Raw genomic sequence first — 12946 nt, forward strand, 5'->3', positions numbered from 1 at the left:
CAACACAAAAACATAACAAGTGCCTAACATGAACTTTACAATGCCGTTCTTTCTTTGCACAAAAATAAATTAAACACAACACTGAAATGAAATTCAATTTAAAATTTCTATTAATCACATTATTTATCTGTTCGATTTCGATCGCGCAAAACAAAGGTACGATTTCTGGTGTATTAACCGACAAAGAAACTAATAATGAAGTACTTCCTTTTGCAAATGTTTTAATAAAAGGAACAAACATTAGTGCCAACACTGACATTGACGGAAAATATACGTTAAGTATAAATCCAGGAACTTATACTATTATTTTTAGTTTCGTAGGATATGAATCTGTAGAAAAACCAGTAACTGTTAAAGCAGGCGAAACAATTACTGTTAACCAAGTATTATCATCAGGAAGCTATACTCTTAAAGATGTTGTTGTAAAATCGACAGCAAACAAAGAAAAAGAAACCGCCTTATTATTAGACCAAAAAAATGCTGTTGTAATCAAACAAAGTATTGGTGCACAGGAAATGTCTAGAAAAGGTGTAAGTGATGTTGCTGAAGGTTTAACAAAAATCACCGGAATCTCAAAAGTAGGATCAAGAGGTTTATTTGTTCGTGGTCTTGAAGATCGTTACAATAACTTATTGATTAACGAACTTGCTGCTCCTTCAAACAATCCATTTTCTAAAATTGTTCCGTTGGATTTGTTCCCAACAAACATTGTAGGTGTTATTGATGTTTACAAAACTTTCAACCCAAATATCTACGGAGATTTTGCTGGAGGAACTTTCAATATTCAAACTTCAAAACCAACAAAAAGTGTAACTAAAATAAATATTGGTTTTGGTTATACAACTGGAAACAGCTTTAAAGATTTTTTACTTTCTGAAGATGCTGCAACCGCTGCTGGATTTTTTGGATTCAACGGAAAAGACAGAGAATTACCAAGTTTCTTACCTTCAACTGCTTCAAAAACACCTTTTACAAACGAACAGGCTTTAAGCTCTGTTAGCGGCAACAAAGGTTTTAGCGTAAACGAAGGCAAAAGCCCATTAAACTCAAGCTTGAACTTATTGCATGCTGAAAAATTTGATTTAAGCAACGAACGTTCTTTTTCTTATTTATTATCGATCAACTATGATAATAACTATGCAATTAGAGAAGGTGTTGACAGAACTTTAGATTTACAAACAACAGGTTCAAAATACGTGAACAATTTTGTTGTAACTGATTACCGTTTTAAAACTAGTACTTCAACATTATTAGGATTAAATTATAATACAAACAAATTCAAATTAGCATTTAATACATTATATATTAAAACTACTTTGAACTCAATCAAAGATCAATTTGGTCAATCAAATGGAACTGCTATTCAAAATACACTTATCCGTACGAACCAATTAGACAAAAGTGATTATTTGAATCTTCAATTATTAGGAGAATACAATCTAACTGAAGATAAAAACCAAACTTTAAAAGCTGGTGTTTCTTATGCTGATACTAAATTTGAGCAACCAGACAGAAAGTTCTTTACTGGACAAAAAACAGGCGATGATGAAATTAACACTTCATATGGAGGTAACAACTTCTTACGTCAATATTTAACGGTAGATGGAAATTCGTTCTTGTCAGCAATGGCTGAGTACAACCTTAAATTTGGAAAAGACGGAAAACAAAACAAATTAACAGTTGGTTACAACGGTAATACTTCAGGTATGGAATCTTCTTACCGATTTGTTTCAAGCCGAGGTGGTTTATTTTCATCTAGCATAAACAATATCAATGATCATATCATAAGTGACCTTCAGGCTAGTAATGGTACTTCTTTTGAAGAAAACTCAAATTCAACTTGGAAAGTAAAACTTACAGAAACGTCAAATGCAGGTTACACTAATTTGCTTTTGAAATTTGGAGAAAAGTATGAACTTAATGCAGGTGTGAGAGTTGAAAGCACAACTAAAGAAACTAAGTACAGAGGATTAGGAAGTTTTGACGCTCCTTTTAAAGTAAGTACATATGACAACTTCTATGTTTTACCTTCATTGAACGTAAAATATTTGATGAATGAAAAATCTAACCTGCGTTTTGCTGCAAGTAAAACTTACACAAAACCAGTTATTATGGAATCGTTCCCTATCTCATACCAAAATGCTGATGGAACTTCAGTACAAGGAAACTCTTTATTAAAAAACAGCGACAATTACAACGTTGATTTAAAATATGAATTATTCCCTTCTGCAAAAGAAATGCTTGCTGTAGGTGTATTTGGAAAATATCTTGACAACCCAATTGAAAGAACTTTTGTTTCGAATGCTACAACAGGAACTGTTACAACATTCTTAAACTCTGACAACGCAACCTTATACGGAGTTGAAGCTGAATTCCTTTTCGGATTAGACAGAATCAGTGATAATCTTAAAGCGTTCTCATTTGGTTTAAACGGTACATTGATGTCTACTAAAGTTAATGTAAGTCCAACTTATGCTTCAGCAGATGAGGATGGAATTGTTACAATTAACCCATCAATTGAAACACATAAAGGATCAAGAGATTTACAAGGTGCATCAAACTGGTTGCTAAACTCAGATTTGAAATATGAATTCAATTTAGGAAAAGACTGGACAAACACTATGTCTCTTGTTTATGGCGTATTCGGAAAAAGAATTTATGCAGTAGGAACAAACGGTCAGGATCATACTTATGAATTGCCAGTATCGCAATTGGATCTTGTTTGGTCTAGCAAAATTTCAGAGCACTTTGATGTGAAGTTTACAGCTGAAAACTTATTAAACCCTGCAAGAAAATTAGAATTCGGAAACGACGGAACTATAAAAGTTGCAGAAGAATCTCTATTAGCTCAAAGCTATAAAAAAGGAGTTGGTTTCTCTCTAAAATTAGGATACACTTTTTAATAGCATTTAATCATTATACCATGAAAGCCCCAGATATATCTGGGGCTTTTTTATTTAAAAGCTATTTTAAAACCTCTTAACATTTTCTTGACATTTTAGTTGGTTTTTGATAACCGTAATGTAATATTGAGATAACACCTGAAAAGGATTTACATTCTAATTTTGACAAAAATAAAAACGAATAATACAACACACAAATTATGAAAACTAAACTTTTTGCTTTAGCTCTTGCTACAGGTTTATTCTTAAATTCTTGCTCTAGCAGCGATGACCCAACTCCTGCACCTACACCTGCAACAGGCGAAATCACAGGTTCAATCACAGCAAACAAAACGTATGCTTATGGTAACTACACATTAAAAGGAATTGTAAAAATTAATTCTGGTGTAACTGTAACTTTTGAAGCAGGATCAACAATTACTATTGATAAAGCTACTGGAGACAACGCATTAGTTGTTTTAAAAGGTGGAAAATTAATCACTCAAGGTACTGCTGACAAACCAGTTGTATTTACAGAAAAATCTAAACTTCCAGGTTCTTGGGGTGGTATCATTGTTTACGGTGATGCTCCTGCAAAAGTAGCTGGTGGAGGAACTACTGGTACATCTGAAGATGGTAACAAAATTTCTTACGGTGGAGCTAATGCTACTGATAATAGTGGTTCATTAGTATACACAAGAGTAGAATATGCTGGTTCTAAATTAGCTGACGGAGAAAAAGAAAACAATGGTTTTACTTTCTATTCAGTAGGTTCAGGAACAGTTTTAGATCACTTAGTATCTTACAAAGGTGCTGATGACGGATTCGAATTCTTCGGAGGAACTGTAAGTATGACAAATGCTATTTCTTACGGAAACTATGATGATGCTTTTGACTGGCAAGATGGATGGCAAGGTACTATCAATACAAACTGGTATGCTTACCAAACTGGAAAAGGTAACTACGGAATGGAAATTGAAGCGTCTTTAAATGATAACTCATTCGGACCAAAAGTTTCTAACATTACTTTAAAAAGAGAAGCTGGTAACGTTCCTGAAGTTGGAGATAATCAAGTTGATGCTTTCCAATTCAAAAGAGAAGGTAACGGAGAATACAGCAACATCGTAATCGATGGTTACGGTAACTTTACAACTACAACTGGAACTATTACTACTTACAAAGGTAGCGCTGTTAGTATCTTAGATGCTGCAACAAACGATCACCAAGTGAAAACATCTAAAATCAAACTTTTAAATGTAAAAATCACTAACACAACAAATGTAACGCCAATCGGAGCTACTGACGCTATTGTTGTTGCTTTCCCTACTGGAACTTTCACTCCAAGTACTACTGCAACTGGAGCTTCATTAACTGCTGGAGCTTGGGCTACAGTTGACGGTGTAAACTTGATCAAATAATAAGAATACACTTATAAAATGTTAAAAACATCCTAAATATTTAGGATGTTTTTTTTTGGCGTAATTTTTGTAATTTTTTTTGTATATTTACACTAATCAAATTTATGCGATGGCAAAAAACTACTTTTATATTACATTCTTATTGGCTTTTTTCTTTACTGTAAGTGTTTCAGCACAAGACAGTAAACAATTACCAAAACCTCAAGAGTCTACTTCTATCGAGGGTCTAAGCTTGTACCCTAATCCAGTCACTGGCGGAAAAGTATACATCTCATCTAAAAATGATTTAGAGAAAGAAATTATCGTTTTTGATCTTCTGGGAAAAAAAGTACTCCAAACACATATCACTTCAAAAGAACTGAATGTTTCTGATTTAGCTCCCGGCGTTTATATCATCAAGATAAGTGAAGAAAATGCATCAGCAACCCGAAAGCTTATTATTCGGTAAAATATAGAAAAAAGCTCCTTCTTAGGAGCTTTTTTAGTTTTCAGTCGCAGTCACGGTTTTCAGTTTATATACTTTGCCGGAAACCGTGATTGAAAACTGCAACTGAAAACTGTCACTGAAAACTGCGACTGAAAACTAAAAACAATATCTTTGCAAAAAAAAGTTTTGATCACAGCCAGCGATATATTTAGCATTTCGAGTCAGAAACAGTTTGAAAAAATAGCTTTAAAAGTGTTTCGTTTTCAGCACGAAAACAATAAAGTGTATCGTGATTTTTGTGATTTTTTAAAAGTGAATCCACAGCAGGTAAAATCACTGAAACAAATTCCGTTTTTGCCTATTCAATTTTTCAAATCTCACGAAGTAGTTTCTACCACTGATTTTCCTCAGGTAACTTTTACCAGCAGCGGTACAACCGGAATGGTTACCAGCCGACATTTAGTTACTGATGTTTCCCTTTATGAAGAAAGCTATCGTCAGGGATTTTCTCAATTTTATGGCAATATCGAAGATTACGTTGTTTTAGCCCTTTTGCCGTCTTATTTAGAACGCGACGGCTCTTCACTAATTTATATGGTCGACGATCTGATAAAGCTCTCGAATCAGCCTGAAAGCGGGTTTTATTTACACAATCATGACGACTTAATTAAGAAACTTACTGAACTTGATGAATCTGGTCAGAATGTAATTTTAATTGGCGTTACTTATGCTTTATTAGATCTGATTGAAAAACATCAATTTCAGCTTCAAAATACCATAATAATGGAAACTGGAGGCATGAAAGGAAAACGAAAAGAAATGATTCGCGAAGAGCTTCATGAATTGCTGTGCAAAGGTTTTGGCGTTACATCAATTCATTCAGAATACGGAATGACTGAACTTTTGGCACAAGCCTATTCACTGGGAGACGGTGTTTTTGAATGTCCTTCATGGATGAATATTTTAGTGCGCGATCCAGAAGATGCGCTTACATATGTAAACGACGGAAAAACCGGAGGCATCAATGTTATAGATTTGGCCAATATTAATTCTTGTTCTTTTATTGCAACGCAGGATTTAGGCAAAAAAAATCCCAACAACTCTTTTGAAGTTTTGGGACGTTTTGATAATTCTGATATCAGAGGCTGTAACCTGATGGTTTTGTAAAATGTTTAATCGTTGATTTGTTAATTCGTTTAACCGAAAAAAAACAAACTATAAATCGCCTTGATTTTCATTGTTAATTCCAATATCATCTATACTATCTTCTTTTAGTAATTCTCTTTCACCTTTATATTCTAAAAGCTTATAAATTCCATAACAAGCTAAACCGCCGCAAAGTATAAAAAACAAATTCCATCCTGGATTTATAGAATCTTCACTTACAGCACTTGCATCACCAAGAAAGGCTAAGCAAAGACCAAGACCAAATCCAGAAACAATTGTTCCTCCGTAATAAGCTACAATTCCTATAAAAAAATAGAGCCACTTGTTCTTGCCATATTCTTCAGCCAAATTGGCAAATGCTTTCCAAATCCAATAAATAAATAAAATTCCAATCATAGGTTTGTTGTTTTAGTTAGGGAATAAACTTACTAAAAAAAACATTCGATTTTATTTTCATTCAAAATAAAAAAATCCCAACAACACTTTCATGCTATTGGGACGTTTTGATAATATATTACGGTTTAATCCTTGATTTGTTGAAATCGTTTAATCGGCTTCAAACTCGATTAAACAATTAACCGATTAAACACTTAAACAGTTCTAATCACAAAATAGTTTTTCTTTCCGCTTTGTAACAAAACAAACTGATTGTTGATTAAATCATTCGCTGTTAAAACAAAATCTTCTTTAATTTTTTCTCTGTTTACCGAAATTGAATTTGCCGTTAAAGCTCTTCTCGCCTCTCCGTTTGATTTAAAGAAACCTGTTTTTTCGTTTAAAACTGAAATAATATCCAATCCGTTTTCTAAATCAGCTTTTGCAATTTCTGCCTGCGGAACTCCGTCAAAAACTTCTAAAAAAGTTGCTTCGTCTAATTGTTTCAAATCTTCTGCTGTAGAACTTCCAAACAAAATATTCGAAGCCTGAATTGCTTTCTCTAAAGCTTCTTTTCCGTGTACAAAAGTCGTGATTTCTTCTGCTAATTTTTTCTGCAAAATCCACAAATGCGGCGCTACCTCATGTTCTTCAATCAGAGCATCAATTACATCTTTATCTAAAAAAGTAAAGATTTTGATATATTTTTTCGCATCAATGTCAGTTACTTTCAACCAGAATTGGTAAAATGCATAAACAGAAGTTTTATCAGCATCCAACCAAACATTTCCGCCTTCAGATTTTCCAAATTTAGATCCGTCTGCTTTTGTGATCAATGGCGTAGTCAAAGCAAAAGCTTTTGCATTTTCGCCACCCATTCTGCGTACTAATTCCGTACCAGTGGTAATATTTCCCCATTGGTCAGAACCTCCCATTTGTAAAAGGCAGTTGTTATTTTTATATAAATGATAAAAATCGTATCCCTGAATTAATTGATAAGTGAATTCCGTAAAAGACATTCCTTCACCTTCTCCACTCAATCTTTTCTTCACAGAGTCTTTCGCCATCATATAATTTACCGTGATACGTTTTCCAACTTCACGTGCAAAATCAATAAACGAAAACTCTTTCATCCAGTCATAGTTGTTTACCATAATTGGAGAATTTGCTTCTTTTGAATTAAAGTCTAAGAAACGAGACAGAACGCTTTTAATTCCGGCAACATTTTTAGCTAAAGTTTCTTCGTTCAACAGATTTCTTTCGTCAGATTTTCCAGAAGGATCACCAATCATTCCAGTCGCGCCGCCCACAAGAGCAATTGGCTGATGACCAAAATTCTTTAAATGAACCAATAAAATAATCTGAACCATACTGCCGATATGCAGTGAATCTGCCGTTGGATCAAAACCAATATAAGCCGATGTCACCTCTTTTAGCAATTGTTCTTCCGTTCCTGGCATGCTATCATGGTACAAACCGCGCCACTTTAATTCTTCAACTAGATTCTTCATTTTTAATAATATTTTGCGCAAATATAATCAATGGCAATGGCAATATCAAAAAGCAATACTAAATCAGATATAATAAAAGCGAAGAAAAACTTGAAGTTTTAAAACTTTTGATCAAAAAAAAACTAAAAATGAGGAAACCCGTAAAAATGACCATTCTTTTTTTTCTAGTTTCGCCGACATCAAAAATATAACAATGAAAAAAATATTACTATTTACTCTCTTACTTTACTGCTCTTTTATCAATGCACAAATTTCTTTTGAAAAAGGCTACTTTATTTCAAACGATGGCCAGCGAACAGAATGTTTTATCAAAAATCTAGACTGGAAAAACACTCCTAAAGACTTTAAATACAAAACAGATCCTAGCGAAAAAGAATTTAAAACTGAAAATATTGCTAATATTCAGGAATTTGGAATTACTAATGAAAGCACGTATAAAAAATTTAAAATCAAAATCGATCGCTCAAGTAATGAACTAAAAAAAATGCTTACAAACAAAGAGCCTATCTGGAGTGAAGAAGTTATCTTTCTAAAAGTCCTTGTAAAAGGCGATGCAACTTTATATAGTTTCAGCGACGAAAGCATCACTCGCTACTTCTATGAAACAAAAACGATTCCGACAGAACAGCTTATTAATGTAAAATATATTGAATCTGACAACAACGAGGGAGCTGAAAAAGTTATTGAAAGCAATGAGTATAAAACGCAGCTTTTTAAAAATGTAAAATCGGACAATATAACCGAAAATGATATTGCAAGACTTACTTATAAAAAAGCTGATCTTGTTAAGTATTTCAACAAATACAACAATGCTGTCAATCCAAATGCGGCTCCAAAAGCAGAAGAAAACACAACAAAAGGAGCTTTTCATATAAAAATAGCTCCCGCAGTAAGTTTTGTTTCTTTATCTGCTAACAACACTGGTAATTCAAACTTTAATGTTGATTTTGACAGTAAGGTTATTTTCAAAATTGGTTTTGAGGCAGAATATGTTTTGCCTTACAATAAAAACAAATGGAGCGTTTTCACGAATCCATCTTACCAAAAATATGAAAACGAAAAAATATACCTGGTGCCAACAGGATTTGTATCGATTCCTGATAAAGAATACAAAGCAAGTGCGAATTATAATACTATTCAAGTACCACTAGGAATCAGACATTATATGTTTTTAAATGAAAACTCGAAACTTTTCATTAATGCAGCATATGTTATCGACTTGGGTTCTAAGGCAAGCATAACATACACAGACGTAGCTACTAATACAGTTACCGAATTTAAAAGCAATACTGGAGCAAATTTCGCCTTTGGACTAGGTTATAATTTTAAAAACAAATTTAGCGGCGAACTGCGATTAAACACAAAAAAGCAGCTAATGCGTGATTACTTGAATTACTCTACAAATTATAGTTCAGTAGATTTTGTTTTAGCTTATACCATTTTCTAAACTATTTTATTATATCACAAATGCTGTCAGAATATTTAAACTAATATTTTGGCAGCATTTTTTTTTGCGTTTGAAATTCAAACAAAATCAAAAAACCGCTGCAACTTTGAGCCTTTGTCTCTTTGCATCTTCCAAGCAAAAACTTATATTTACAAAATGGTATTAGTAACTGGAGGAACAGGTTTAGTAGGCTCGCATTTATTACTTCATTTAATTGAAAATGGAGAAAATGTACGGGCAATTTACCGCAGTCAAAACAACATTCAAAAAACAAAATCGGTTTTTGAACTTTATAAAAAAGGTGATTTGTTTGATAAAATAGAATGGCTTGAAGCCGATATTTTAGATGTTCCTTCTCTCGAAATTGCTTTCAATAATATTGATTACGTTTATCATTGCGCCGCATTAATTTCTTTTGATCCAAAAGATGAAGACGCACTGCGAAAAACCAATATTGAAGGAACAGCCAATATGGTCAATTTTTCAATAGCGCGCGGAATAAAAAAATTCTGTTTTATAAGTTCTATTGCTGCATTAGGAGATTTAGCACCACATGAAACCTTCATCACTGAAGAAACCGACTGGAATCCTGAAAAACCACATAGTGATTATGCCATTTCTAAATATGGCGCCGAAATGGAAGTTTGGCGTGCCGTTCAAGAAGGTCTGGATATTATAATTGTAAATCCGGGAGTGATTTTAGGACCGATTCCGAAAACAAAAAACACACAACAAGGAAGTGCCGAATTATACGTAAAAGTCGCAAACGGACTTCCCTTTTACACACTCGGAAGCACAGGTTTTATTTCCGTTGACGATGTTGTAAAAACAGCTTCTCAGTTAATGAAAAGCGACATCAAAAATGAGCGTTTTACCTTAATTGCAGAAAATGTAGTTTTTAAAGACATTCTTGATACGATTGCAACGGTTTTAAAAGTAAAAAAACCACGCATTCACGCAAAACCGTTTTTAATGAATGTTCTTTGGATGACAGATGCTGTTTTTTCAACTTTATTCTTTCAAAAAAGACGCCTGACAAAAGCAACTGCAAAATCATCGTATTCGAAAGATCTTTATTCTAATGAAAAAATAAAAACCGCTCTAGGAACGGTTTTTCAGGATGTACATGAGTACATTATAAATATTTCAAAACTATAATTAATTATTTGTCTAAAAGCTTTTCTCTGCTCTTTGGATCAATATTTACCGGTTTTGCTGCTTTTTTTATAGAATCTTTAGCTTTTTCAGCTGCTTTCTTCGCTGTTTTTGCTGCCTTTTTATCCTCTATTTTAACTATTGAATCTGTAGCGCGCTGCTGCACTGCCAATCGCTTGCCTAACTCATCAAACATATCTTTATACGTTTCATAATCAGAAGCATAAAAAATATTGCTTTGTGCAAACTGAAGACTATCTACCTTATATTTTTTATAGATAAACTTCTTCGGATCTGATTCAACTGAATCCAAAGACAGCGGATTTTGATATTTCATTGCTTCCAAAATAGAAAGATCATACATAATATCAACCATTTTCCCTCTTTCAATAAGTCCTTTTGGCTCTTTTACAAGCTCTTTTTTACAGCTTACAGAAAGAAACAAAACCAATATTATAAATACAAAATTCTTCATTTCAGTTTTTTATCTGTCAAACAATAATCTTTTTCCGGCGCGTATATCTTTTACTTTGAAATTGTTATAAACCATTTCTCCGTTCACAAAAGTATGCGTAATTCTCGATTTAAAAGCCATATTTTCAAAAGGAGACCAGCCACATTTGTACAAAATATTATCAGAGTTTACACTCCAAGGCAAACTTGGATTCACAATCACTAAATCGGCATAATAACCTTCTTTGATAAAGCCTCTTTTTTCAATTTTGAAAATTTTAGCCGGATTGTGACACATTTTCTCCACAATTTTCTCCACGCTGATTTTTCCTTGATGATGCGCTTCAAACATTGCCACAACTGCATGCTGTACCAATGGACCTCCAGAAGGCGCTTTCAAATACGATTGCTGTTTTTCTTCTTTAGTATGAGGCGCATGATCTGTTGCAATAACATCGATTCGCCCGTCATTCAAAGCTTTCCAAAGTTCTGCACGATCTTCAGCCGTTTTAACAGCTGGATTCCATTTTATGAAATTCCCTTTTGTTTTGTAATCTGCATCAGTAAACCAAAGATGATGCACACAAACCTCAGCGGTAATCTTTTTATCTTCTAACGGAATTTTATTGGTAAACAATTCCATTTCCTTTGCCGTTGAAAGGTGAAAAATATGAAGTCTTGCGCCTGTTTTTTTCGCCAGGGCAACTGCTTTTGAAGATGAAATATAACAAGCTTCTGCACTACGTATTAAATGATGCGCTGTAATTGGCACGTCTTCACCGTATTCTTCTTTAAATTTTGCCAAATTGTTTTGAATTGTAGTTTCATCTTCACAGTGAACTGCAATCAGCATTGGTGTGCTTGAAAAGATTTTTTCCAAAGTTGCTTCATTATCTACCAGCATATTTCCTGTTGAAGAACCTAGGAAAATCTTAATTCCTGCAACATTCTTTGGATTTGTTTTTAGAACTTCTTCTAAATTATCGTTTGTTGCTCCCATCATAAACGAATAGTTCGCAAATGATTTTTCAGAAGCAATTTGATATTTATCTTCTAATATTTCTTGAGTAACCGCATTCGGAACCGTGTTTGGCTGTTCAATAAAAGAGGTGATTCCACCCGCGACTGCCGCTCTCGATTCTGATTCTATATCGCCTTTGTGCGTTAATCCCGGTTCTCTAAAATGCACTTGATCATCAATTGCACCCGGAATTAAATAATTTCCTTCGGCATCGATCACTTTACAGTCAGAAGTTTTTAGGCTGATGCTGTCTGAAACCTCAACTATTAAGTCATTTTCAATCAAAACATCACCTTCAAAAATTGACCCTTCGTTTACAATTTTAGCATTTTTAATTAAAACCCTGTTCATTGTCTTTTTCTTTATAATGTATTGAATAATTTTTTTAATCGAAGAGAAATTACACCAAGAATAGCTTCTTTAATAATGGCATTGCTCATTTTTGAAACTCCTTTTGTTCGGTCGGTAAAAATAATCGGAACTTCCGTTATCTCAAATTTACCACAATAAGTTCGATATTTCATTTCAATTTGAAAAGCATAACCAACAAATTTAATTTTGTTCAGATTTATTTTTTCCAAAACCTCTCTTTTGTAGCAAACAAAACCCGCTGTAGCATCGTGAATTTTCATTCCGGTAATAAACTTAACATAAACCGAAGCAAAATAAGACATCAACACACGGCTTAAAGGCCAGTTTACAACATTTACTCCTGTTACATAACGAGATCCGACAGCTAAATCGGCACCTCCAAAATGGCAGGCATCGAATAATTTTTCAAGATCATTTGGATTGTGTGAAAAATCAGCATCCATTTCAAAAATAAAATCATACTGACGCTCCAAAGCCCATTTAAAACCATGAACATAAGCAGTTCCTAAACCTGACTTTTTTGCTCTTTTTTCCAAAAACAATCTTCCAGGATATTCTTCCTGCAGTGCAATCACTTTATTTGCGGTAAAATCTGGGGAATTATCATCAATAATTAAAAGATGAAAAGACTTGTGCTGCGAAAGAACAGCTCTTACAACGCTTTCAATATTTTCTATTTCGTTGTAAGTAGGAATTATGACAATACTATCACTCATTT

Annotated in this window: 11 protein-coding genes; 6 read left to right on the top strand and 5 right to left on the bottom strand. The window is 33.6% G+C overall.

Features of this window, described 5'->3' with window-relative positions; all coding sequences use genetic code 11:
* The first annotated feature begins 86 nt into the window (after positions 1–86).
* The 4 genes from GKZ88_RS15290 (at position 87) to GKZ88_RS15305 (ending at position 5894) form a co-directional block, all read left to right on the top strand.
* Complete coding sequence (locus tag GKZ88_RS15290) at positions 87–2903, top strand: TonB-dependent receptor (protein ID WP_155103224.1); 2817 nt, start codon at positions 87–89, stop codon at positions 2901–2903.
* A gap of 200 nt (positions 2904–3103) precedes the next feature.
* Positions 3104–4300: a hypothetical protein gene (locus GKZ88_RS15295; protein ID WP_155103225.1), complete on the top strand. Its 1197-nt coding sequence runs from the start codon at positions 3104–3106 to the stop codon at positions 4298–4300.
* 109 nt (positions 4301–4409) lie between these two features.
* Positions 4410–4748 (top strand): T9SS type A sorting domain-containing protein, encoded by a 339-nt coding sequence (locus tag GKZ88_RS15300; RefSeq protein ID WP_155103226.1) that lies wholly within the window; start codon positions 4410–4412, stop codon positions 4746–4748.
* Between the two features lie 165 nt (positions 4749–4913).
* Positions 4914–5894, top strand: a complete 981-nt coding sequence (locus GKZ88_RS15305; RefSeq protein ID WP_155103403.1) for an acyl transferase — start codon at positions 4914–4916, stop codon at positions 5892–5894.
* Positions 5895–5942: 48 nt separating this feature from the next.
* On the opposite strand, the gene GKZ88_RS15310 is transcribed toward GKZ88_RS15305, so the two are convergent.
* Both GKZ88_RS15310 and tyrS read right to left on the bottom strand, forming a co-directional pair.
* Entirely contained in the window at positions 5943–6290 is a 348-nt protein-coding gene (locus GKZ88_RS15310; protein ID WP_155103227.1) for a hypothetical protein, read from the bottom strand.
* 194 nt (positions 6291–6484) lie between these two features.
* Complete coding sequence (gene tyrS / locus GKZ88_RS15315; protein ID WP_155103228.1) at positions 6485–7780, bottom strand: tyrosine--tRNA ligase; 1296 nt, start codon at positions 7778–7780, stop codon at positions 6485–6487.
* A gap of 193 nt (positions 7781–7973) precedes the next feature.
* Here tyrS and GKZ88_RS15320 point away from each other — a divergent pair, with 193 nt between their 5' ends.
* Both GKZ88_RS15320 and GKZ88_RS15325 read left to right on the top strand, forming a co-directional pair.
* Positions 7974–9227 carry a tRNA modification GTPase gene (locus GKZ88_RS15320; protein ID WP_155103229.1) on the top strand — a complete coding sequence of 418 codons (1254 nt, stop codon included), beginning with the start codon at positions 7974–7976 and terminating at the stop codon, positions 9225–9227.
* A gap of 156 nt (positions 9228–9383) precedes the next feature.
* On the top strand, positions 9384–10385 hold the full coding sequence (locus GKZ88_RS15325) for an NAD-dependent epimerase/dehydratase family protein (RefSeq protein WP_155103230.1): 1002 nt from the start codon (positions 9384–9386) through the stop codon (positions 10383–10385).
* Between the two features lie 4 nt (positions 10386–10389).
* On the opposite strand, the gene GKZ88_RS15330 is transcribed toward GKZ88_RS15325, so the two are convergent.
* Genes GKZ88_RS15330 through GKZ88_RS15340 form a run of 3 tightly spaced genes read right to left on the bottom strand, consistent with a single transcriptional unit; the run spans position 10390 to position 12944 of the window.
* Positions 10390–10857, bottom strand: coding sequence for a DUF4296 domain-containing protein (locus GKZ88_RS15330; RefSeq protein WP_155103231.1), 468 nt, complete (start codon positions 10855–10857; stop codon positions 10390–10392).
* A 9-nt stretch (positions 10858–10866) separates the two neighbouring features.
* Complete coding sequence (locus GKZ88_RS15335; RefSeq protein WP_155103232.1) at positions 10867–12207, bottom strand: dihydroorotase; 1341 nt, start codon at positions 12205–12207, stop codon at positions 10867–10869.
* 11 nt (positions 12208–12218) lie between these two features.
* Positions 12219–12944, bottom strand: a complete 726-nt coding sequence (locus GKZ88_RS15340; RefSeq protein WP_155103233.1) for a polyprenol monophosphomannose synthase — start codon at positions 12942–12944, stop codon at positions 12219–12221.
* Positions 12945–12946 lie beyond the last annotated feature (2 nt).

Source organism: Flavobacterium sp. LC2016-01 (genome assembly GCF_009711135.1).
Classification (GTDB): domain Bacteria; phylum Bacteroidota; class Bacteroidia; order Flavobacteriales; family Flavobacteriaceae; genus Flavobacterium.

Bases quoted from the DNA above. Each gene is read 5' to 3' on its own strand.
- GKZ88_RS15290 (WP_155103224.1), top strand. From the start codon at position 87: ATGAAATTCAATTTAAAATTTCTATTAATCACATTATTTATCTGTTCG.
- GKZ88_RS15295 (WP_155103225.1), top strand. From the start codon at position 3,104: ATGAAAACTAAACTTTTTGCTTTAGCTCTTGCTACAGGTTTATTCTTA.
- GKZ88_RS15300 (WP_155103226.1), top strand. From the start codon at position 4,410: ATGGCAAAAAACTACTTTTATATTACATTCTTATTGGCTTTTTTCTTT.
- GKZ88_RS15310 (WP_155103227.1), bottom strand. From the start codon at position 6,290: ATGATTGGAATTTTATTTATTTATTGGATTTGGAAAGCATTTGCCAAT.
- tyrS (WP_155103228.1), bottom strand. From the start codon at position 7,780: ATGAAGAATCTAGTTGAAGAATTAAAGTGGCGCGGTTTGTACCATGAT.
- GKZ88_RS15320 (WP_155103229.1), top strand. From the start codon at position 7,974: ATGAAAAAAATATTACTATTTACTCTCTTACTTTACTGCTCTTTTATC.
- GKZ88_RS15325 (WP_155103230.1), top strand. From the start codon at position 9,384: ATGGTATTAGTAACTGGAGGAACAGGTTTAGTAGGCTCGCATTTATTA.
- GKZ88_RS15330 (WP_155103231.1), bottom strand. From the start codon at position 10,857: ATGAAGAATTTTGTATTTATAATATTGGTTTTGTTTCTTTCTGTAAGC.
- GKZ88_RS15335 (WP_155103232.1), bottom strand. From the start codon at position 12,207: ATGAACAGGGTTTTAATTAAAAATGCTAAAATTGTAAACGAAGGGTCA.
- GKZ88_RS15340 (WP_155103233.1), bottom strand. From the start codon at position 12,944: ATGAGTGATAGTATTGTCATAATTCCTACTTACAACGAAATAGAAAAT.